Below are 21,463 nucleotides of genomic sequence, written 5' to 3'. Positions count from 1 at the left end.
CGCGCCCAGCTCGCGGGCCAGCGCGTCGTAAGCCCCCGGCCAAGGGCATCGTGACCGTCCGCGCGGCGTCGGTTACCTGTTCCCATCGCGACGAAGGAGGAAGCGATGGCGACGAGAGTGGAGTGGGCCGAGCGGGTGGGTCGATGGGAGCGGAGCGGGCTGAGTGCCGAGAAGTTCGCGCGCCGCGAGGGCTACAAGCCCAAGCAGCAGTCCTTTTGGCGCTGGAAGCTTCGGGCTGACGGGCCCGCGCAGCCGGTGCCGTTGTCGCTGACGGAGACGCCGCGCTTCCTGCCCGTGCACGTGGTGACCGACGCATCGCCGGTCGCGGCGGAGCCGATCGAGCTCGCGCTGCCCAACGGCCGGGTGGTCCGCGTTCGGCCGGGCTTCGACCCGGCCACGCTCGAGCGGGTGCTGGCGCTCGCTGCCGAGGAGGTGCCGTGCTGACGCAGCCGCCGTCGGTGCGCGTCTACGTTGCGGCGGAGCCTACCGACCTGCGCAAGAGCTTTGATGGCCTGTCGGTGCTGGTCGCTCAGTGCTTCGGAACCGATCCACTCTGTGGGCATCTGTTCGTGTTCAGGAATCGGCGAGGCGACCAGGTGCGAGTCCTATTTTGGGACCGCACCGGCTATGTGATCGTGGCAAAGGTGATGGATCGGGGTCGCCCGGGGCCGGGGCTGCTCGCGAGCATCATCGTCGAGAAGTTCGAGGACGCGATGCCGCTCTACCGGCAGGCGCAGCAGTACGCTCGCTTCGGCGTGTCGCTGTCGCCGTCGACGCTGGGTGAGTGGTCGGCGTTCGCGCTCGATGTGCTTGCCTCGGTGGCCAAGAGGATCCAGGAGCGTGTGCTGGGCGCATGCTACCTGCGCGCCGATGACACCGGGATGCGCGTGCTGGATCAGAATCATCCAGCGGGGGTGAAGCGAGGGCACATCTGGGCCTTCGTCGGGGCGGAGCTCGTCGCGTTCCTGTACGCACCGGACTGGAGGGCGAAGCATCCGGCTGCTCAGCTGCAGGGCTTCACAGGCTACCTGCAGGGCGATGGGTACGCAGGGTACGGCGCGATGTTGCGCGGAGACGACGGTGGCGAGGTGATCGTGCCCGAGGAGCGCCGGCTCGGCTGTGGAATGCACATCCGCGCGAAGTTCGAGAAGGCGGCGAAGGGCGGCGACGAGCGAGCCGCTGTAGCGCTTGCGTACTTCAAGGCCATCTACCGCATCGAAGCTGCCTGCAAAGCTGAGGCGCTGTCCGCGGAGGCACGCCTGACGCGCCGGCAGGAGCTGTCGCTCCCCGTGCTCGAGAAGCTCTATGAGTGGATTCACGAGCTGCACCTGCGGCTCGTGCCAAGTACGCCGCTATACGTCGCGACGCTGTACGCCATCAACCAGGAGGCAGCGTGGCGGCGCTGCTTCACGGATGGGCGCTTCGAGATCGACAACGGTGAAGTCGAACGGCGGATAAGATGTGTGGCGCTCGGAAGGAAGAACTACTTGTTCGCGGGCTCGAACAAGGGAGCTGAACGCCTCGCCGTCGGCTACACCGTATTTGGCTCGTGCCGGATGCACGGAGTCAACCCGCTCGCCTGGGCGACGGAGGTGCTCGGCAAGCTGCAGGCGGGCTGGCCGCGCGAACGCCTGGACGAGCTGCTGCCCGACGCATGGGCGCGAGCGTCGCTCGCGGCTCCGGTCGCTGACGACGCCGACACGTCCTGAAGACGCGAACCTCAATCTTCGCCGCCGGGGGTCCCGGGGGGAGAGCCCCTCGCCGGCCCTCTCGTGTCCGCTCGCGTCTGCCCGGACCATCGGCAGGCGCCGCCCCGCGCCCAGCATCGTCGACCCCGGTGAGAGCCGCAAGGGGTCGCCCCCATGGCGATGGGTGGGCGGTTACGCGCCGGCTGCGCTCGGCGGCGAGGTCGATGACGCCGGCCGTGTCGGCCCCTGGCGCGCCGAGTAGCCGCCCGATCGTCTCGTGGGCGATGCGCGCCGCCTCGACGTCGCCCGCCGCGAGCGCCGCCCTCATGCCGTCCGCCAGCTGACGGAGGAGCACCGTCCGCGGGTCCGCCGGTTTCGTCCGCGATTCGTCCGGCTCACGAGGCTTCGCGCACTTAGCCGCCGTCGTCGGCACGCTTGCCGCTCCCGACTCATGCGGAAACACACGCGATCCCTGCGGATCCCCACCCTCGGCAGGCGTTTCGATTCCCGGCGCCTCCACCAAACCAAGAAGACACGGCGAGAGTCGTGTCTTCTGCTTTTTGTGTGCCCTGCGTGTGACCTGATAAATTTCAGCAAGGGACTTTGGCGGGTACGACTATGGGCACGCGCTCGCTGCCGACCCGGACGCGTGGGCCGCCTTCGACATCCTCGGGACCCACCAATATGACACTCAGGTCGCCTACCCCTGGCCGGACGATGTCCCGCCTCGGGGCGACAAGGAAGTCTGGCAGACCGAGATGTCCGGCGTGAAGTGGTGGCCGGAACAGGGACCGAGCAACACCATCGAGAACGGCGTGGCCATCGCCCGTTGGGTGCACAGCGCGCTCGTGGTCGGCGAAGCCAACGCCTGGCTCTGGTGGTGGTACTCGGGCAACACCACGAACGAAGGCTTGATTCAGCAGTCAGGCAGCGTCACCACCAAGCGCTACTACACGTTCGGAAACTTCACCCGCTACATTCGCCCCGGCTACCACCGCGTCGCCGTCACCGGCGTCTTCCCGGAAAAGGTCCTCGTCAGCGCCTACACAAACGACAGCGGCAAAGTCGTCGTCGTCGCCATCAACGAGACAACCTCCGCCCAGACCGTTCCCCTCGCCTTCGCAGGCGGCACCGCGCCAAGCGCGATGGTCCCCTTCGTGACCGCCGCTTCGAAGAACTGGGCCGAAGGAACTCCCGTCACCGTAACGGACGCCACGCTCCCGATGGCCCTCGAAGCCATGAGCGTGAAGACGTTCGTGAGTCAGTGAAGCCTAGCCAGATCGGCCCCGTCGCTCAGGGGACCTTCATCAGGGCGTTCTGCTCTGCTTGCACGCGGCCATCGGTGCAGAACTTGCAGTTGTCGCCGTAGAAGAAGTTCCTGTTCGCTGTGTCATCCATCAGATGAACGCGGAACCAGGCCGCGGCCGACGACAGGGACACGCCATTTGCGCCCTGATAGACCCAGCTACCGTGATCCGCGTTGAGCTCGTTGAGGAAAAACGCGGGCTGATCGGTGACCGTCTTGAAGACATCGTGGACCCCGCTGCATTTCACCGTGGAGTCGTTCCCCCCGCAGAAGAACAACATGGGGGTGTGCACTCCCTCGAGGGCACTGGTGCCGCAAATCGTGCCGAGGGCCGAGAAACGGGGATCGGAGGCCGTCTTGCAAGTCGACATGCCCCCATAGGAATGGCCAAGCTGGCCGATCTTCGTGGTGTCGAGGGCGTGATAGTACGGGCTGCTCGCATCCTCGGCTTGTTCCAAGATCCAATCGAGGCCCGCGGTCGTGGGAAAAGGATCGCCTTCGGCGGTCGCGGTGCTGAGAGAAGCCACCACGACGAAACCGTGGGACGCGAGATGGTTGACGATCGGTCCGTATTGTCCGCACCACTGATTGCTGCCGGCGTTGACGACGCATTTCGGCGGCTTCTGCTCCGGATTGTCCCGGTAGCCATTGGCCCAGATCAGGATCGGATGGCAGTGGCCGCTGGTTGCGATATTGCTCGGGCGGTACACGTTGAAGCGCTGTTGCTCGTCCCCATAGATCGGATCGGGAACGACGCCGGCGAGGGGGCCGACGTTCTTGTCTGCGGTGACCGAGAAGGGGCCCGTCTTGGTAGGATCGGCCGTGGGGAACGGGTCGCCGACGCAGCTACTGACCGAGCCGCCGCTACCGGTCGTGCCGCCGCTTCCGGCATTTCCTTGGCCGCCGCTGCCCGGTTGCCCGCCCGAAGCCGCGCCACCCGTGGCCCCACTCGAGCCGCCAGCCCCACCACTGGATGCGCCGCCGCTGGATGCGCCGCCGCTTTCGGCCATTCCCCCAGAGCCCGTCGCACCACCGGAGGCCGTGCCCCCGCTGCCCGTCCCACCGCTGTCCGTGCCAACCGCGCCCCCGCTCGCGGCAGCGTCCCCATTCGATCCGTTACCACACGCCGCGGTGGAAACGCACACGCCCAAAGCCAGTAGCCAACGCCTCATGGTGACTCTGTCCTCGCCCAGCCGCTCAGCGTCGTCAAGCGCTTTGGCGGATAGGACAAGCAAACGCGTTCCGCAAAGTCAAGATTCTCGGAGCCGTTCCTGGCTCGTGCAGTCCGACTGTACGAGCTCATTGACAGAACGGGCCTTATGCGATCAGGCAGGCCTTCCACTCGTGAAACGCCTGCGATTACCGCGACGTCGCACCAAGCGGAAGGCATCCTACCGTATAGCTGTACACTACTGGCACCAAGCGGAAGGCATCCTACCGTATAGCTGTACACTACTGAGCTCGTCCAAACGGCCGCCGTCGCGGTTCGCGGCGCGTCGTGATGGCCGGCGCACGCACCTCAGGGCAGACCTCCCCCCGGCCACGTCGTCGAGCAGCGTCCCTCCCCTTTCAGTTTCGTCACGCGGGGTCCGCCGGGTACCGCGCGCGGCACTCCAGCGGCTCGGCGAACAGACCGGCGCGTAGGTAAAAGAAGCCGGATCGCAGCGCGAAGAAGTGTATCGCAGCAAACCGGAAGGGTGGGGCCGCGAGCGTCGTGATGGCTCGGTCCTGGGCCGAAAGAGCGTGGTCCGGGGCGGCGCCGAGCGCGCTACGGGGCGCATCGGCGTGCCGTGGGCACACGTGTCCGTCCAGGCGTTGGTCTGGCCCGGGAGGCGCGTCGCGAGACGCTATGCGGCGTCACCGGGCGCCTTGCGGCGCAGAACGGTGCTCTTCCAGTACGGCGGCCCTCGGTTGGGAGAGCGTGCTGGGACGTCGGTCGGCTCGCCGAGCGCGGAGAGGAAGCGGGCGATGTTCCTTGGCTCGGTCACCATGGCGACGCGCTTCATCCGCCCCTTGCAAGTTGGGCACTCGAGGACGTCGATCGCAAATGTGCGGTGCAAGAGCTCGGCCCACGGCCGATAGCCGCCACGCTTGCGTTTCGAAGCGGCGTCTTCGTCCGCCCTCGTAGGCTCTTGTGGCTTCGCAGGGCGCGGTCCGATGCGCTTGCGCCATGGACTTGCCGAGGCGAGCACCCCCGCGTACTTGACGGTGTAAAAGCGCGGCGGCGGGACGCTGGCCGCGAGGCGGCACAAGAGCGAGAGCGGATCCATGTCCACCGCGACAGTCCCGTCAGCGAAGGCGCGCTTGAGCGACAGCCGCACCAGGCCGTCCTGCTGCGGCTCGACGCGCTCCTTTGCGATCGGGGGTCGCAGCACGTAACGCAGCAGCGCCTCCCTCGCCGCGGCATGGTGCGCACCGGCGCGCGTCGCTGCGTGCAAGGTGAAGCCATCGAGCGCAGCGCACAGCGGCTTGTCGTACGCGAGCGCGCTCGGAGAAGACGGCGAGAGCCCGCGGAGCCATTGCGGGCCGGCGGGCGACTCTCGTCCCGAGACGGCGGAGGCACAGAGCGCTGCCTCGGGCTCGCCGTCCTCCTCGACGTCGTGCTCGATCTCGAGATGCCCGTGTCTCGCCTGGACCTACAGCTTCGTCGACCCGGCCCGGGCGGCGCAGAGCCGCGCCTCCCGGATCTTCGGCAGCCTCCAGTCGACCGCCCGCGGCAGCCGCGCCGGCGTGGCGCTCGACGCGCTGATGCGCTCGTACCGCGAGGTCAACGACGAGCTGATCGCCGGCTATCAGGCCGAAGAGGACGCGCGCGCATGGAACCGGCCCTCCCCGGTCGAGCCCACCCACCGCAGCCGCGCATTCATGCTCCGCAACGATCTGCGCGGCTACGTGCTGCTCGGCGATCCGGCGGCGCGGCTCCCCCTGAAGGTGAGTGAGCCGCCCAACCATCTTTAGGCCTTCAGGTCCGAGCCCGGCTTCACAGCTGGCGAGCGACCCGGACACCCTCGTTGCGGAGCGGACGAACACGCTCCTATATTGAATGGATAAAGCGCCCGGGACGGGCCTGTGCTCACGACATCACACCGGCGGACGCCGTAGACAACCGCGCGCCGTACAGGCATCGTCGTCGCTGTCGACACGGTGCGTCTGCAGCGTCGCACCGGCCGCCACGGAGGTGCGCATGCGCGCAGACTTGGACGCTTTTCCTGAGCCGCTCGCGGTGCTCGACGCGACCCTGCAGCTGCGAGAGGTCAACGCGGCATGGCGCCACGCCTTCGGGGCGGCGCCGGTCCTCGCGCCGCAGGCCGAGGAGGCCGCGCGCGCGGTGCTCGGAGGGGCGCAGCGCCGGATGGAGATCGACGCGGGGCCGGGGAATGGATCGGGCCCGCAGCGCTGGACGTTCCTGCGCTGCGCGAGGGCCGAGGGAGAGCCGCTCGTCTTCGTGCACGCGCGCGCGCAGGACGGGGCGGCGCCGCGCCGCCGCGAGGAGGAGCTCGCCGAGGAGGTGGAGCTCCTGCGTACCTTCATCGACCTCGCGCCCAGCCTCATGTTCATCAAGGACCGGCGCAGCCGTTTCGTCATGGCGAACCGCGCGCTCGCGGACTGCTACGGCATGACCCCGGAGCAGGTCGTCCACGCGTCCCAGCACGAGCTCACCGCGAGCGCGGAGGAGGCGGCAGGGTTCGCCAGCGTCGACCGGCAGGTCATCGACACGCGGCAGCCGGCGGTCATCGAGGAGAAGGAGACGCGGCCGAACGGCGAGGTGCACTGGTACGAGACCGTCAAGAAGCCGATCGTCCGCAGGAGCGGCGAGGTGCAGGTCGCCTGCTTCAGCGTGGATGTCTCCGAGCGCCAGCGCGCCCAGGAGGCGCTCCAGCGCTCGGCGCGCGAGCTGCAGACAATGGCCGCGGCGGCCCGGCGCGAGGCGGACGAGAAATCGGCGCTCGCCGCCGAGCTCGACCGGAGGCTCGCCGTCATCCAGGCGCAGCACCGGCAAATCCTCGCGCTCTCCGCGCCCATCCTGGAGGTCGCCGACGGCATCGTCGGCGTGCCGCTCATCGGCGCCATGGATGAAGAGCGGACGGCCATGCTCACCGAGCGCTTGCTCGACGCAATCGCGACGCGGCACGTGCGCAGCGTGGTGATCGATCTCTCGGCGCTCGAGGCGATGGATACGCGCACCGCCGACCGGCTCGTCGGCATCGTCCGCGCGATAGGCCTGCTCGGCGCGCGCGCCGCGATCACGGGGATACAGCCCGCGGTCGCGCAGACGATGACCTCGCTGGGCATCGATCTCTCGAGCATGGTCACGATGCGCACCCCGAAGGACGCGATCCGCCTCTTCTCGACCCGGAGCTGAGGCCGCGAGGTCGGCGCGGCGCGCCCCCGTCGGCGCTTCGCGCTCCTTTTGGCGCGTCCGCGGGGAGCGTAGAGGCGCGCAGATTTGTTCGGGCTCCGACATTCGAGCAGGTTTCGTCGTGAGCGTGCCCTCGGTGTTGACAGCTGAGCCCGCTAGCCCGTAGCCTCGATCAGATACCGAGACTTGGGTGCTCGATGCTCGCGGCGTCCCTCGGGTCATGACCCATCTGGGCACGCCGCAGGCGCGAAGACGCAAGCGCTCGGATCGAGGGGGCCTGTGCCCCTCATCGGACCATCTCGAACATACCCGCTCCGCGAAAGCCGGGAGTGGAGGTGCAACATGAAAAAGTCATTGGTAAGGCTGGCGATCGTTGGTCTGCTGACTGGCGCGTGCTTCCTCGACGTGGAGCAGCGCGGCGCCGGGATCGCGCACGCGAAGGAGCCTGCGGCGTCCGAGCGCAGGGGCGGCGGTTTTCAGGGCCGCTTCGGCTGGGACGCCTCCGGCACCATCGTCGGGCAGGGCAATTTCGTGGCGAATGGGACCATTACATTCCACCGCAATGGGACGCTCACCGCCACGGAATCGGGGAACCTCGAGGGTGCGTACTTCTCCGATACCTTTACCGGTACATGGACGCTGGACCAGGACGGCACGGGCACCTTCACCACGGTCGACTCGTCCGGCGGCGTCAGCGTCTTCGACTGGGTGCTGACGGCGCAGGGGCAGCGGGGGACAGCGATCGCCAGGGACGCGGGGGACGTCACGCTGCTCAGGATGGAGCGACAGTAACCCTCTCGCTGCCTGCTCTGGCTACCGCCCGCGCGGCGCTCTGAACAGGCTGCCTGGCCCGCCTACCGCCCGGATTCCCCATCGGCCGGCGCCGGCGGATTCCGCTCGAGCGCCTCGATGCGCCCGAGGAACGCGCGCCCCCGCACCGGATCGGTCATGTACACGAACGCCGCGAGCCCCTTGAGCTGCGCGAGCGTCTCCCCCTTCCCGGGCCTCCCCAGCTCCCGGTTGCGGATCGCCGCGCGCAGCGCGCGCACCCGCTCGCGCGGGACCCGCGCCGCGGGGGCCGCCTCGCCCGCGCCGTTGACGACGAGGCCCGTCACCTTCTGGCGGCTGCCCTTGCGCATCACCACGGTCTTGCCCGGGTGCAGCCGGAAGCCCTCCGCGCTCAAGATCTCCCGGACGCCCCGGAGCAGCGCGCCCACCGGCGCGCGCGGCCGCGCGGCGCCGGCGAGCCCGGGCGCATCTGGCGCATCGGGCGCGCGGAAGGAGAAGGTGAGATCGTCCGCATACCGCGTGTAGCGGAACCCCAGCTTGCGCGCGAGCCCGGACACGCGCCGATCGAGCCGCAGGCAGATCGCGTTCGTGATCGCAGGAGAGGTGGGCGCGCCCTGCGGGAGCACGCGCGGGCCGGTCGCCACGTGGAGCGTCTGCCCGCGGAACTGCACGACCTCGCGCGGCGCCTCCGTCGCGAGCAGCGCGGCGCGTAGGTAAAAGAAGCCGGATCGCAGCGCGAAGAAGTGTAGCGCGCGTAGGTAAAAGAAGCCGGATCGCAGCGCGAAGAAGTGTAGCGCAGTAAACCGAAAGGGTGGGGCCGCGAGCGTCGTGATGGCTCGGTCCTGGGCCGAAAGAGCGTGGTCCGGGCGGCGCCGAGCGCGCTACGGGGCGCATCGGCGTGCCGTGGGCACACGTGTCCGTCCGGGCGTTGGTCTGGCCCGGGAGGCGCGTCGCGAGACGCTATGCGGCGTCACCGGGCGCCTTGCGGCGCAGAACGGTGCTCTTCCAGTACGGCGGCCCTCGGTTGGGAGAGCGTGCTGGGACGTCGGTCGGCTCGCCGAGCGCGGAGAGGAAGCGGGCGATGTTCCTTGGCTCGGTCACCATGGCGACGCGCTTCATCCGCCCCTTGCAAGTTGGGCACTCGAGGACGTCGATCGCAAATGTGCGGCGCAAGAGCTCGGCCCACGGCCGATAGCCGCCACGCTTGCGTTTCGAAGCGGCGTCTTCGTCCGCCCTCGTAGGCTCTTGTGGCTTCGCAGGGCGCGGTCCGATGCGCTTGCGCCATGGACTTGCCGAGGCGAGCACCCCCGCGTACTTGACGGTGTGAAAGCGCGGCGGCGGGACGCTGGCCGCGAGGCGGCACAAGAGCGAGAGCGGATCCATGTCCACCGCGACAGTCCCGTCAGCGAAGGCGCGCTTGAGCGACAGCCGCACCAGGCCGTCCTGCTGCGGCTCGACGCGCTCCTTTGCGATCGGGGGTCGCAGCACGTAACGCAGCAGCGCCTCCCTCGCCGCGGCATGGTGCGCACCGGCGCGCGTCGCTGCGTGCAAGGTGAAGCCATCGAGCGCAGCGCACAGCGGCTTGTCGTACGCGAGCGCGCTCGGAGAAGACGGCGAGAGCCCGCGGAGCCATTGCGGGCCGGCGGGCGACTCTCGTCCCGAGACGGCGGAGGCACAGAGCGCTGCCTCGGGCTCGCCGTCCTCCTCGACGTCGTGCTCGATCTCGAGATGCCCGTGCCGCCGAAGGTAACGGAGCATCCGCCCGACGGCGTGCTCTATGACCTGACCGACCTCGCGCGTTCGCAGGTGACCGAGTTCGTTCCACACGAGCTCGGTGCCGTCTTCGTGATAAGCCCCGTCGAGGAAGACCACGTGCAGATGCGGATTGAGCCGCATGTCGCCGGACGTGCGTTGCACGGCGGTCACCGCGCCGCTCTTGACCGCGCCGCACGCGCCTCGGCGCGCGGCGCGCTCTTCGTAGAACCGCTCCACGCTCTCGACGAAGATGCGGGTCAGCACCCCGAACAACGCCCCGTCCTGGGCGAGCCTGCGCCGGCAAAAATATAATCCGCAAACCCCAGTTCGCCAAAATGGACTCGATAATTTCCTGAACGGTTTGGTTCTGGAAGACGCGACAATTGGTGCGTTTGCTGAGAAACCAAAACCAAGGTACCAGCTCTGCCTTATAGGCATAGAGCCCGCGTTTCTCCAGTCCCGCGTATTGAAAGCTTTTCACATAACCATAAAAAAAAACGCTTAGGCTCATTATCCGGCTGAACGATGACCCCGACCTTATCTCCCACTATGTCCTGTGGCTTGATCTCCCCGTTGGGGGAGAGCAGGTCCAGATCGAGGCGGAACAATTGGGAGACCCCTTCCACACAGTGAAGGCGGCGCAACAATAGGTGGCCATCATCGAGATTGGTCTCGATACGTAAACGACGGGTTTCTTGCGAAAATATAAGACTGGCGAAGTCGAAATCGAAAGCCACGAGATGCTCCCTGGTGTTGGATGGCGAAGCAAAGATGGGATACGCGCCATATACATGCGCCGTGCGTATTATAAAGACGGAGCGAGCTAGGTTTGGCGGGGCATTATACCCGCGGCGGCGGGACTAGAAAGGTATGGGACACTCACTTGTGCGACACTCCGCAAATTCCAGCCGAAAATTTTCTGGACATATGGCTTCGCTCGGCAGGTGGGTTTTCGTTAGATGCATCGAGCGAGTTTATTTCCGTGTTCCAGGTTGAAGGCAAGTCACCATTATATGGATATCCACGCCCATACAGAGGGTCGAATTTTTTTGACACTCGCCACTCCGAAAAATAATTGGCGTCAGATAAAAGACGGCCCCAACTCTCGCGTGAATTCATCGGCTACAGACCATGTAAGATTCCTTGGAAACCGCAATGGCCGACGTTTGCAAAAACACGAAACTGATTTTTACATCGCTTATTTTTATTAGCGGCAAAAGGATATTGCTAGAGCCAAGCAATAGCTTTCTCCGGGGCGGCAAATGTTCGTTGTATTCAATCGTCGTGATATTTATGAGCGGGTCGATAATTCTGTGGGGCACCACCCGCGATCGACATCCGCACTCGGTCAGGCCAACATTTTAATCCGGCTTGGCAGAGAACCCTCTCGGGGTGAACAAACAGCCAAGGTATTAGTCAAGGAGCGGATAGGATGAAAACCAGTAATCAACCGCATCATTATCCAAACCGAATTCACCGCGCCACAAGTCGACGGGATAGCGCCAGTCCGTTCTCGGCGAAGACCTGGGTGCGTACCCCAGATTCACAAACTCATGCAGATAACCTTTATGCTCGGGCGTTCCCAGCACACTGCAATATCCGAGCGTCTCCAACACCAATTGCACCTGCTCGACGCTGGCTTTGAAGTCGGGAATTTTTCGGACGCTCTTCACTACCTGTTTTTTTGCGGTCTCTTCTGGCGGCGTTTCTCTCAGGATATCCAATATCGCCTTCGTAACCTTCAGGCTTTTATCATCAGGCCTCACTGGGAAAAGCAAATGATGACATTCGAGATAGAAGGCGATATCCAATGGACTTGACCCTATGACACCACCCGCCGCAAACCGATCGAAATTGCGGTCGGTCCGCGCCAAACTGTTGCCCTCTTTCTGAAGACCACAGACACGACAGTATGCCCCCCCATTCAAGGGTTCGAATTTGTGGTCGGGAAAGTTCAACGCTATGGCATACGCCGGCAAACCGGCCCGATAATCCAGTCTCCCGCTGGCCAATCCGGCGATAAACAGGTCGGTATAAAACTTCCGATCACGGCACTGCTTTTTGGCCAGCAGCAGTCTTTTGACAGCGCTGCCATGGTCGCAGGTGATCAAGTTCGGCGAAAACAACAGGCCGCTTTGCACGGCGTGTTTGTATTCGTCATCGCTAAGGCCGCCGGACGATTCCGCTTCGTAGCGGCCACTGCTGAACGGATCGAATTTCAATAGTGACTTCAGTGCCCGCGAGTCGACCTGATTTTCTTTTGAATACATTTGCCCTCCAGGGCTATTTGCAGGTTTTGGCGTTCAAGGTATTGAGTGCAGGCATTTGACTGGGTTTGCGGCCGGCCAATATACCATCTCCCTTGGCGAGCCGCTGACGTCCGCGCGCCGTTTTCTGCTTACGCTCCGAGATACCGGAGATCTTGTTCCCCCTGATTTTGTCGCTTTTGCGTCCGAGCAGCGGATTTTCTTCCGTGCCGCGCTGCTCGATTCCGCGCACCGCATCCGGGTCCGTGCCAGGAGCGGTGACTTGCGTCATGGTATCGCGTCGCCATGCAGCAACGCGGCGAGAGGGTCGTCGCCTGCGCACGCCGCCGCGCTTGCCTCCCGGCACAGGCCTGCTGCTTGCCGGCATCACTTTCCGGATGCCTCCGGGGCGCTTCGGCACGCAACCGCTGCGTGCGGGCGATCCCAGTAGAGCCTGCGGGCACTGGCGAGCGGCAAGGCTCCGGCAGCGAGTCGACGCGAGCGGCGGGCTCGACGTTCGGCCCAAGCTTGCTCACCCCTCCGGTGCCACCGACAGCCCGAGTAGCTGACCGATCGCCTCGTGCACGACCCGGGCTGCCTCCTCATCGCCGAGGGCGACGGCACGGCTTAGGGTGCCGGCGAGCGACGCAACCACGGCGGCCCGAGGCGACGGCTCGACCATCGCGAGCTCTCCGGACCCGAATCCCCTCGGTTGGGCCAGGGTTGGGTCCATGCCGTCCGAGGGTCTGCGATCGGTCGTCGCTCCCCCCCGAAACCCCGCAAGAAGTGACGGATCGCGACCGTTCGCCACCGCGGCGGAATCCTGGCGGGACTTTTCCGCGGCGCCGAACCGTCGCGATCCGTCGCATCTCCAGGGATTTTGGGAGGGCGTGACGACGGATCGCACCCCTTCGGGCGGCATGGCCCCAACCCCGGCCCAACCGCCGAGCCCTGGGCCCGGAGAGCTCGCGACGGTCCATCCAATCCCCTGCTTGCGCCCCTGCTGGATGAACGGCTCGACGAGCTCCTGGGTGGTCATCACGAGCTCCTCTTCTTCCGGCGTCGCCGCATACGGCCGAGCGCCAGATCTAGCCCGCGGCGTCGTCGAGCCCGTAGCTATCGCTCTCCAGCTGCGCGCCCAGGGGAAGCAGGCGGGCGCGCATCAGCGTGTCGCGCGCCCGTACGCGCTCGACGAAGGGGCGCATGTCGATGCTGATGTTGACCTCCTGCCGGCCGGCTCGGCCGCTCCAGGACAGGCCACGCATGGCGAAGTCGATCCGCTCGGCCCCGTCCGCGAGCGCCGCCGCCACCATCTTGTACACCAGGATGAGCGGCTCGCTGAGCTCGGCCGGCTGGTAGAGCTCGCGCTTCAGTAGAGCTCGCGCTTCAGAGGATGCCGCACATGTTCCGATAATGCCCCCATGTCCTCGCCGCTCCCTACCCGTGCCCCGGAAGATAGCGCCAGATGCCGGTCGCCTGTTCCGGAAACGCCTTCAGCTGCCCGTAGAAGCGGGGATTGTACTTGATCTGCGTCTGCCCTTCCATGTCGGAGATGACCCCGGCGAGCGCGTCGAAGTTGTTGATATAGCCCGCGCGCAAGGGATCGTAGGACGGGTGCGAGGGAAGCCGGGCCCAGGGCAGCGGCGTCCACCCCAGCTCCTCCGGAATCTGGCCGATGTTCGGCTCTCTACGCGAGAAGATCCTCAGGATCGCTTCGTTGCGCCGCGCCACCCCGGCGTTGCGCCGCGCCAAGAACGCGAATTCCTCGGCGGTGCCGCGTTCCGCCGAGGTGTAGAACCCCTCGCCGAGCTCCGCGCCTTCGAAACTGACGCCCCCCGGGGGCGGATTGATCTGGCGGGCGATGGAGTTGACGTAGTTGCTGGTGGTGCCGTGATAACCGAGCTGGCGGCCGACGTTCACGCGCCAGCCGACATAGCCGCCGATGCCGCCGCCGACGAAGCCAGTGAGCGACGCCATCAGCATCCCGCTGCCCAGGTCCTGCCCCGTCACCGCGTTGGCGGCCAGCTGGCCGAGGGCGCCGCCGCCCGCGCCGAAGGCGGCGCCGGCGGTGATAGAGAAGGCGGCGCTCTGCGCGACGGTCGCCGCCCCGATCGTCGTGGCGCCGGCCGCCAGCACGGCGGGGCCGGCGAAGCCCACCGCGCCGCCGATCGCGCCGGCCAGCGCGCCTGCGCCGATGGCGATGCCGAAATCCCGCGAATGGAAGTCGTTGCGGTTGACGATCGCGTAGGTGACGGCGCTGACCATCGCCGACACCACTGCGCCGATGATGATCGCGATCAGCAGCGAAAGGCCGAAGTCGGCCCCGCTACGGTCGACGAACAGCAGCGGCGCGTCGCCGACATAGATATAGGGCGAGGCCTGCTGGCCGGCGGGGTCCACCTGGTAGAAGCGGCCGAGCGCCGGATCGTAGAGGCGCAGCCGGAAGTTATAGAGGCCCGTCTCGAGGTCCACCTCCTGGCCGGTGAAGCGATACCGGAACGCCGATGCGTCGCCGGACAGCGAGCTGGTCTCGCCGAACGGGTCATAGTCGAACGCGGCGACCAGCGTTCCATCCTCGCGGGTGATCGTGCGGATCGACCCGAGATGGTCCTTGGCGACGAAGTAGAGCACCCCGTCGACGCGGACCGCGATCAGCCCGGTCGGCCCGTAGACGAGCCGCGACCGGACCTCCGCACCTCCGGTCCGCTCGATCTCGACCAGCGGCAGGGCTTCGCTCCCATGCACGTAGAGCCGGTCGCTCCCGGCGCTCTTGAAGACCCGCCGGCTGCCGCCGCCGTAGGCATAGGCCACCTGGGCGCCGCCGCCGAGCAGCACCTTGCGGACGGCCCCCGTGCCGCGGTCGTACTCCAGCGAGAGCGACCTCGACGTCGCCTCGATGACATTGCCGGACGGATCATAACGGTAGGCGTCGCCTTGGCCGCCGTCGGTGCTGCGCAGCCGGTTGGTCCCGCTTTCATAGGTGAAGACAGCGCCGCCGCCGCCGCCGCTGCGCGACAGCATGTTGCCGTTGGCGTCATAGGCAAGCACCTCGGCGTTGGCGGCGCCACCGCCGATGGCGGTGAGCCGTCCCTGGCTGTCGTTGCGGAACGTCCGCTTGATGTGCTGGCCGAGCGGCGGGTAGGCCACTTCCTGGCTCGCCACCTGGCCGTCCCAGTATCCGGCACCATCGTAGCCCCCCTCGGTATAGGTGAGGGTCTCGCTGGTCGTCGCGTCGGCGATGCGGAGCGGCCAGCCAGGAGGCGCGTGCTCGTAGCTGCGCATCAAACCCGAGGCGCCCGGATGCAGGCGCTCTTCGGTCATGCGGCCGTTGGCGTCGTACGCATACGCGGCGAAGCGCGTTGCATCGCCGGCGACGCCGACGCCTGTCACGCGGCCGAGCCTATCGTAACCGGTCAGGACCGGCGGCTCTGCATCGCCGGCCGCGGTGGAGATGACGGCGCCGAGCAGATTGTGGCCATAGCCTACCTTCTGGGCCTGCGGACCGAATCCGGTGCAGACCAGGCTTGTCGCGATCGGGGCGCCGTCCAGCCCGTGGACTCTCGTCTCGATGACGTCGGCGGTGGCGGTATCGCTGTTGTTGCTCTCGGTGCGCCAGCATCGCCCGATGGTCGGTGCGTCCTGCCCGCCGTCCCAGTCCCACCAATATCGCTGCCGCCAGGTCTGTGTGGCGGGCGGCCACGCCGGGTCACCGTCGGCCTTGGCGCGCAGCTCCGCTTCGCCCGCCGCATCCCAGACGAAGGGGTAGTACCCCTTTTCGATCAGCCGGCCCAGGGTGTCGAACTTTTGATAGAGGATGAACGGCGGGCTCGCCGCGGCGCCGGCCGCGGTGCTCATGAAGCGGATCTGCCCCTCGTCGTTCGGCAGCGACCGCACGAGGCCGGTGTCCGGCGAGGTGAGCGACACGGTGCGCCCCAGGAAATCATAGGCCCTGTCGACCGGAGCGACGCTCCTCGCCGGGGGGATCGCCCGCGCCATCCGTCCCATGGCGTCATAGCGGAAGCTCGCCGCCGCGCCGTGCTCGACGCCCTTGACCGTCGCGCCCACCCGCGCCCAGACCCTGGCGCCGCCGAGGTCGACCAGGGTCGTGGTCGACACGCCGTTGGGGTCGTACCGCACCTCCGCGCGATACTGGCCAGGGGGCAGGTCGGGCGCATCGGCGGCTGTATTGGCGCGATATTCGAAGCGCGTGACGTGCGGCTGGTCGGGCCGAAGCGCGAAGTCCACGCCCGCCTGGCCGCGCGCGACGATGCGGCCGAGCGGCGAAGCCTCGAATGCGCTGCGGCGGAACGGATAGCCGCCGGCCTCCGGATAGGCGTCGGCGAGGCCGCCGGTGAGCGGCGCGCCATTCCACAGCGCGCCGCCCGGTCCGGCGTTGGTGACGAAGCCTACGTCGTAGGCGAACGCCGAGGGCCCGGTCGAGTAGGCGGCAAAGGTCTCCGCCGCCGCGCGGCCGAGCGCGTCGTACAGTGTGGCGTCGCGCACGCCGGTCGCGCCGTCGAGGAGCCGGACCCGCTGGCGCGTCTTGTTCCCGCCGTCCGTGAAGCTGAAGCTCGCGGTCGGATCAGCGAGCGCGATGAGGCGCTGGAAGCGGACGCCGCCGCTCGCCGCCAGCACCAGGCCGTCCGGTGGCGGCGAGGCCGGCGTCACCCTGATGTCGAACAGCGGAGCGCCGTCGGCGAACAGCAGCGCGCGCCCATCGATCATCGCGAACAGCCAGCGTCGCGCTGGCCCGGCGGCGGCCTGGGCCAGCACCGTGATCACGCCCTTGCTCGAGCGCAGCAGCCGCCACCCGTCGACCGCGCTCCAGGCGGCGAACACGTCGCCGTTACCGACCGCGGCCGAGCCGCCGGGATCGATCGCCACCTCGACGCTCAGCGCCATGTCAGGCGACGCGAAGCCCCGCCGAAGCGCCGTGTCGCCCAGGGGATCGGCCGAGGCGCCCGCATGAACGAGCGCGCGGCCGGCGATCCGCCAGGCCTGACCGGCGAAGGTCCAGAGCCCCTCATCGCCATCGGCGAAGCGGTCCACCACGCCGGCCGCGCGCGCCTGGAACTCCACGATCTGGTTCGGCTGCCCCTGAGGAAAGGGGACGGTGGGGCTGACGGCGTTGACCTGACGGGTGGCGAAGCTGGCGTTGAGCGCGACGGGCGCCTCGCCGGGGCCCGCGCTGCCGATCTGGCGCGCGAAGCCGTCGAGGAACAGCGTCGCGCACTCGCCGTTGGGCCCGAGCTGGGCGGTGGGGACGCGAAGCGCCATGTCGACGGCCGCGGCCGAATAGGTGCTGTCGAGCGGGAAGAAGGCGAGGGAATCGACGCGGACCCAGCGGCTTCCGCCGGTGACCTCGAGCGCGAGCGTCGCGGTCGTGGCCGAGCCGTCGCCGGGCAGATCGAAGATCCAGCGCCGGAACGCCCAGGAGCCGGCGGTCGCGGCGACGGGGTGGGTGATCCGCCCGCCGGCCCCCGCCAGCGTCACCGACCAGCTCACCGCCCCGTCAGGATCACCGGGCGCGGTCTTGATCCAGCCGCACAGCACATAGGTCTTCCGCGGGACTGGCAGCGGCAGCACCCGGCTGAGCACCGCCGCGCCGGTCATGGCGAAGCAGCAAGTGCCGGCCCGCGAATCGCCCGCGGTGACCGCGCCGCTAGAGGCGGGCGTACAGGTCCAGGCCTGGTCCGACGCCTCGTAGGGCTCGAACCCGTGGTAGGCCGCGCCGCTGGTCGTCGCAGCGGCGTTGACGAAGCTGGCGATCGGCGTCGCGCCGTCGGCCGCGAACAGGTTCTCGGACAGCCGCCCGCCCACATCGAGCATCAGGCGGGGTTGGCCCCTGGCGGTCACCGCCTGGATGGCGCTCAGTCGCAGCCAGTCCGCGCCGGGCGGCGCTCCGTTCCACGCCTCGGCCGGGATGGTCGCGTCGCCGCCTCCACGCCAGTCGTAGACGCTGGCCTTGCCCCAGGGCCCGGAGGCATCCACGTCCCAGGCCTGCCAGGTCGTGACGCGATGGGCGACGATCGCCTCGTCGGCGCCGTCGACCGCGCTGAAGCTTGTCTCGGCGGCGATCTGGTTCAGCATGTTGCGCGCCGCCATGGCCGGATAGCGCGCGGCGGCGCGTTCATAGGTGGTGCGCTTGCGGACCTTGTGCCCATCGCTGTTCCAGAACTCAATGCGGCTCTCGGTCTGCTGGCCGGTGGCGTCGTCATAGGCCGCGTCCGTCCGGCTCTGGACCCCATCCTTGATCTCGAGCTGCGCCACCGCGACGAACCATGCCCCGGCCACGTTGCGCCAGGCGCCTGTGCTCAGCGCGCGGGCCCTGGTGCGGACGTCGAACGCATTGACCGTGCGGCTCACTTCCTTGCCGCCGGTATCATAGGCGAGGCGCGCGAGCAGCACCCCGTTCAGCACGTTCATGTAATTGAGCGGCGTTCCGAAGATGGAGTAGCTGCTGGCGTCATTCGAGAAGCCGTTCGAGTAGTAGAAATCGGTGTACCCTTGTGGCGCGACATGGCTGTCGGCGCTGCCGCTCACCCGCCGGACACGGCCATACTGGGTGAGCGCCGTCGTCGCGTCGAAGGTGCAGGTCGACTGGTCGTAGCTGAACGCCTCCGCTGTGGGCGAGTCGCCGGCATAGCCGTCCTGGACCCGTACCGTCACCACGGGCGTGTTGGTGAGCGGCAGGGTCATCGAACGGCCGGCGACCTGGTACAGCCACAGCGTCGTCGCCTGATCGAACGGCTTGCCCGCCGGATAGGCGACGAAGGCGGCGGGCGCGGTCAGCTGCGTGCCGGGGCCGCCACTGGCGACCGCCGTCGTCTGGCCAGAGGCGACCAGCTCGTCGACGGCGATGCGGCCGCCGCGGAAGAGCGCGACGCGCAGCGCGCCGGCGCCGTCACCGTAGACGATGTAGTTGGGCGCGAAGTTCGCGACCGAGGCGTCGGCGACCGGCGCGGTCAGCCCCGTCGCCAGCGGTCGCCAGATGCCGTCGACCCCCCGCCGCCATACGGCCGCGCCGACGGTCGCGACATCGCCAGAGAGCGTCGGGCGGGTGCCCTTCGCCGGCAGGGCCACGGTCGTCCAGCCATTGCGGTTTGGATCATAGGCGAGCAGCTGGTTGACCAGGGCGGCGCCTGCCGCGCGGGACATCGCCGCCACGTCGTCGCCGTAGGCGAAGTTGTAGGTCGCGCCGCTGGCGGAGGGCGCGGGGAAGGCCTGGGACGACCAGGCGGGAGCGGCCGGGCCCCTGTAGCGCGACACCGTCCGGTTGTTGCCGAGCAGCGATCCGGTGAACCCGATCTCAAGCGGTTGCATGTCTGGCTTGCCCTGCCAGATGTCGACGCTGGCCGTGTAGGTGTAGGGCGAAGCCATGTCGATGACGCGGAACTGCTCGTCCCATATCCAGGTGCGGACTTCGTAGTCGGCTGACCCCGGGGCGCCGGACGTCACGGTCTTGAGGAAGGCGAGGGTCAGGAATACCTCGCCGGTCGTCGTCGTGAGCGCCGGCTTGTCGTCGATCAGATAGGGCCTGACGTTGGTCGTCGTCCAGGCGGCGAGCGCCGACCAGCGGCCCGCCATGTCGCGGGCGACCGTCTGGAACGTGACGGTCCCGGCAGCAGGATCGAACGAGCAGGCCACGAACGCGTTGCGGACCGCGCCCAGCGTCACGGTCCTGGCGGGATCGGCGGCGATGGTTGGACTGGGGAGCGCCTCCCAGGCCTGGTCGCGCCAGCTCCAGCCGAATCCGTGGAAGCGCGGGCCCGCATAGGCGGCGTTGAAGGCGATGAAGAACTCATCGCCCGAGGCCAGCTGAGTGGCGCCTGCGCCGGCGGCGAGTGGCACGGTGTCGACATGAACGGTCCAGTCCCCGAACCGGCGGGGATCGCGCCGCAGGATGTGGAACTCGTCGCGGTTCGTGGCGGTGTTGCGGAACGCGATCACGGCGAACGCGGCGCGTGGGATGACCACGAGGCTGGCCGGATCGATCTGTCCCCGGATCGTCGCCAGCGACCAGCCCGTCCAGCGGCCGTTCCAGCTGTAGATGGTCGTCAGCAGCTCGCCGCCTGCCCGGTCGTGCCAGGTGACGAGCACATAGTCGTTGCCGTGCCACACGCGCGGGACCGCCCCGGCCGCTGGCGCCGGGACCGCGAGCGAACGCCCGGTGCCGAGGATCGCGTCTTTCCTGTAGGAGAAGGTGACGATCGAGCCTGCCGGATAGACGATCGACGTGAGCCCGCCGGGCAGCGGGTCCTTGGCTCCACCATAGTCGAAGGCGAACCCGGGAAGGCTATTACCCGCTCCGTCGCGCTGCACGACCGAGACGAGGAGCCGCTTAGCGTACAGCGGCGCGTCGGGGTCGTTGACGGGAAGGCGCGCGAAGCTGCGGATCTCGTAGCCGAAGTCGATCGAGGTGAGCGGCGCGCCGTCGGCCGCGGCCACGGCGATCTGCTGCAGGAAGCGCGTCTGGTAACGGCTCTGGTACGCGTCGGGGACGTTGCTCGGGGCGGTCTTGTGCGGGTCCTGGTACTCGCACACGCCCTTGGCGCGGTCGTACACCTTTTCGCCATAGACGAAGGTCACCGTCCGCCCGAAGGTGTCGACGATCCGCGAGAGATAGCTCGCCTTGGTGTACCGTTGCCCGCCGCTGCCCACCGCCTGCTCGACGGCGTCGAAGGTGAAGGTGACGACATCGCCCCAGACGCTGCGGATCTGGCTCAGGTTCCAGGCATTGACATAGCGTTGCTGTCCGGCGCTGGTGCTGGCTTCGCGCCAGGCGCCCCAGCGGACCCCATATTGGACCGTGCTCCGCCCGCTCGACGCGTCGCCGTAGATCCTGGTGGTGCCGTCCTCCTGCACGATGGTCCACAGCTCGCGCGTCGCGTCATAGGTGACCTGCCAGAACTTGAAGTCGATCGGCTCGAAGCGGATCGCGGTGCGGTCGCGCGCGTCGGTGCAGACGAGCTCCGTCGCCGACGCGCCGCCCATCAGGAAGTAGCGAGTGTCGGCGCCGACGCCCTCAGCGCTGATGAACTCGAAGGGAATCGACCAGCCGAGCCCCAGCAGCCCGGTCGGCGCGGTCACGTTCCATGTGTCGGCGCTGCTCGCGGCCTCGCCGTTGTAGCTGGCCTGGATCGTCACATCGTTGCCGTTCAGGCCAGGTAACGAAAGCAACGGGAGCGGCAGCGCGACCGTGCCGCGGAACAGGTTGACCAGATTCGCGGCGTCGGGGACGGCGGAATCGAATTGAAAGGCGCGGACCGGCGGGACGAGCGTCGCCTGCGATCCGGACGTCTGGGTGAGACTCGGCATG

At 67.7% G+C, this 21,463-nt stretch carries 15 protein-coding genes and 2 pseudogenes; 6 read left to right on the top strand and 11 right to left on the bottom strand.

Going from position 1 to position 21,463, the window contains the following annotated elements; translation table 11 throughout:
• The first annotated feature begins 105 nt into the window (after nucleotides 1–105).
• From tnpA to WMF28_RS07000, 3 genes are all read left to right on the top strand, one after another.
• Nucleotides 106–444 carry an IS66 family insertion sequence element accessory protein TnpA gene (tnpA, locus tag WMF28_RS07010; RefSeq protein WP_437601301.1) on the top strand — a complete coding sequence of 113 codons (339 nt, stop codon included), beginning with the start codon at nucleotides 106–108 and terminating at the stop codon, nucleotides 442–444.
• Nucleotides 438–1,709 (top strand): IS66 family transposase, encoded by a 1,272-nt coding sequence (gene tnpC / locus WMF28_RS07005; protein WP_437601300.1) that lies wholly within the window; start codon nucleotides 438–440, stop codon nucleotides 1,707–1,709. The genes tnpA and tnpC overlap by 7 nt, the downstream gene beginning before the upstream one ends.
• 737 nt (nucleotides 1,710–2,446) lie before the next feature.
• Nucleotides 2,447–2,956, top strand: coding sequence for a glycoside hydrolase family 30 beta sandwich domain-containing protein (locus WMF28_RS07000; protein ID WP_437601299.1), 510 nt, complete (start codon nucleotides 2,447–2,449; stop codon nucleotides 2,954–2,956).
• A 25-nt stretch (nucleotides 2,957–2,981) separates the two neighbouring features.
• Here the strand turns inward: WMF28_RS07000 and WMF28_RS06995 are convergent, their stop codons facing one another.
• On the bottom strand, nucleotides 2,982–4,004 hold the full coding sequence (locus WMF28_RS06995) for a poly(ethylene terephthalate) hydrolase family protein (protein ID WP_437601298.1): 1,023 nt from the start codon (nucleotides 4,002–4,004) through the stop codon (nucleotides 2,982–2,984).
• An 837-nt stretch (nucleotides 4,005–4,841) separates the two neighbouring features.
• Entirely contained in the window at nucleotides 4,842–5,432 is a 591-nt protein-coding gene (locus WMF28_RS06990; protein WP_437601297.1) for a transposase, read from the bottom strand.
• Nucleotide 5,433: 1 nt separating this feature from the next.
• On the opposite strand from WMF28_RS06990, the gene WMF28_RS06985 reads away from it, so the two are divergent.
• The 3 genes from WMF28_RS06985 to WMF28_RS06975 all read left to right on the top strand — a co-directional run bounded on the left by WMF28_RS06985 (nucleotide 5,434) and on the right by WMF28_RS06975 (nucleotide 8,146).
• Nucleotides 5,434–5,952: a hypothetical protein gene (locus WMF28_RS06985; protein ID WP_437601295.1), complete on the top strand. Its 519-nt coding sequence runs from the start codon at nucleotides 5,434–5,436 to the stop codon at nucleotides 5,950–5,952.
• Between the two features lie 226 nt (nucleotides 5,953–6,178).
• Nucleotides 6,179–7,357 carry a PAS domain-containing protein gene (locus WMF28_RS06980; RefSeq protein WP_437601293.1) on the top strand — a complete coding sequence of 393 codons (1,179 nt, stop codon included), beginning with the start codon at nucleotides 6,179–6,181 and terminating at the stop codon, nucleotides 7,355–7,357.
• 339 nt (nucleotides 7,358–7,696) lie between these two features.
• Nucleotides 7,697–8,146, top strand: coding sequence for a hypothetical protein (locus tag WMF28_RS06975; RefSeq protein ID WP_437337173.1), 450 nt, complete (start codon nucleotides 7,697–7,699; stop codon nucleotides 8,144–8,146).
• Between the two features lie 62 nt (nucleotides 8,147–8,208).
• On the opposite strand, the pseudogene WMF28_RS06970 reads toward WMF28_RS06975, so the two are convergent.
• From WMF28_RS06970 to WMF28_RS06930, 9 genes and pseudogenes are all read right to left on the bottom strand, one after another.
• Nucleotides 8,209–8,847, bottom strand: a pseudogene (locus tag WMF28_RS06970) (reverse transcriptase family protein); the annotation flags it as partial.
• A gap of 256 nt (nucleotides 8,848–9,103) precedes the next feature.
• The gene (locus WMF28_RS06965) at nucleotides 9,104–10,039 is read right to left on the bottom strand and encodes a transposase (RefSeq protein ID WP_437604221.1); all 936 of its coding nucleotides are present in this window, start codon (nucleotides 10,037–10,039) and stop codon (nucleotides 9,104–9,106) included.
• Nucleotides 10,040–10,277: 238 nt separating this feature from the next.
• A pseudogene (locus WMF28_RS06960) lies at nucleotides 10,278–10,355 on the bottom strand (hypothetical protein); the annotation flags it as partial.
• The gene (locus WMF28_RS06955; protein ID WP_437601292.1) at nucleotides 10,327–10,635 is read right to left on the bottom strand and encodes a hypothetical protein; all 309 of its coding nucleotides are present in this window, start codon (nucleotides 10,633–10,635) and stop codon (nucleotides 10,327–10,329) included. The pseudogene WMF28_RS06960 and the gene WMF28_RS06955, both read right to left, overlap by 29 nt.
• A 675-nt stretch (nucleotides 10,636–11,310) precedes the next feature.
• Entirely contained in the window at nucleotides 11,311–12,168 is an 858-nt protein-coding gene (locus WMF28_RS06950) for a hypothetical protein (protein ID WP_437601291.1), read from the bottom strand.
• Between the two features lie 13 nt (nucleotides 12,169–12,181).
• Nucleotides 12,182–12,436 (bottom strand): hypothetical protein, encoded by a 255-nt coding sequence (locus WMF28_RS06945; RefSeq protein WP_437601290.1) that lies wholly within the window; start codon nucleotides 12,434–12,436, stop codon nucleotides 12,182–12,184.
• A gap of 240 nt (nucleotides 12,437–12,676) precedes the next feature.
• Nucleotides 12,677–13,183: a hypothetical protein gene (locus WMF28_RS06940; protein WP_437601288.1), complete on the bottom strand. Its 507-nt coding sequence runs from the start codon at nucleotides 13,181–13,183 to the stop codon at nucleotides 12,677–12,679.
• A 49-nt stretch (nucleotides 13,184–13,232) separates the two neighbouring features.
• Complete coding sequence (locus tag WMF28_RS06935; RefSeq protein WP_437601287.1) at nucleotides 13,233–13,457, bottom strand: hypothetical protein; 225 nt, start codon at nucleotides 13,455–13,457, stop codon at nucleotides 13,233–13,235.
• Nucleotides 13,458–13,581: 124 nt separating this feature from the next.
• Nucleotides 13,582–21,462 (bottom strand): RHS repeat domain-containing protein, encoded by a 7,881-nt coding sequence (locus WMF28_RS06930; RefSeq protein WP_437601286.1) that lies wholly within the window; start codon nucleotides 21,460–21,462, stop codon nucleotides 13,582–13,584.
• Nucleotide 21,463 lies beyond the last annotated feature (1 nt).

This window comes from Sorangium sp. So ce590 (assembly GCF_051521365.1).
In the GTDB taxonomy this organism is placed as follows: domain Bacteria; phylum Myxococcota_A; class Polyangia; order Polyangiales; family Polyangiaceae; genus Sorangium.
The sequence above is the reverse complement of the archived record's forward strand: the minus strand, read 5'-3'. Positions and strand labels throughout refer to the sequence as shown.

Bases quoted from the DNA above. Each gene is read 5' to 3' on its own strand.
- tnpA (WP_437601301.1), top strand. From the start codon at position 106: ATGGCGACGAGAGTGGAGTGGGCCGAGCGGGTGGGTCGATGGGAGCGG.
- WMF28_RS07000 (WP_437601299.1), top strand. From the start codon at position 2,447: ATGTCCGGCGTGAAGTGGTGGCCGGAACAGGGACCGAGCAACACCATC.
- WMF28_RS06995 (WP_437601298.1), bottom strand. From the start codon at position 4,004: ATGGCCGAAAGCGGCGGCGCATCCAGCGGCGGCGCATCCAGTGGTGGG.
- WMF28_RS06980 (WP_437601293.1), top strand. From the start codon at position 6,179: ATGCGCGCAGACTTGGACGCTTTTCCTGAGCCGCTCGCGGTGCTCGAC.
- WMF28_RS06975 (WP_437337173.1), top strand. From the start codon at position 7,697: ATGAAAAAGTCATTGGTAAGGCTGGCGATCGTTGGTCTGCTGACTGGC.
- WMF28_RS06965 (WP_437604221.1), bottom strand. From the start codon at position 10,039: ATGCGGCTCAATCCGCATCTGCACGTGGTCTTCCTCGACGGGGCTTAT.
- WMF28_RS06950 (WP_437601291.1), bottom strand. From the start codon at position 12,168: ATGTATTCAAAAGAAAATCAGGTCGACTCGCGGGCACTGAAGTCACTA.
- WMF28_RS06945 (WP_437601290.1), bottom strand. From the start codon at position 12,436: ATGACGCAAGTCACCGCTCCTGGCACGGACCCGGATGCGGTGCGCGGA.
- WMF28_RS06940 (WP_437601288.1), bottom strand. From the start codon at position 13,183: ATGACCACCCAGGAGCTCGTCGAGCCGTTCATCCAGCAGGGGCGCAAG.
- WMF28_RS06935 (WP_437601287.1), bottom strand. From the start codon at position 13,457: ATGGTGGCGGCGGCGCTCGCGGACGGGGCCGAGCGGATCGACTTCGCC.
- WMF28_RS06930 (WP_437601286.1), bottom strand. From the start codon at position 21,462: ATGCCGAGTCTCACCCAGACGTCCGGATCGCAGGCGACGCTCGTCCCG.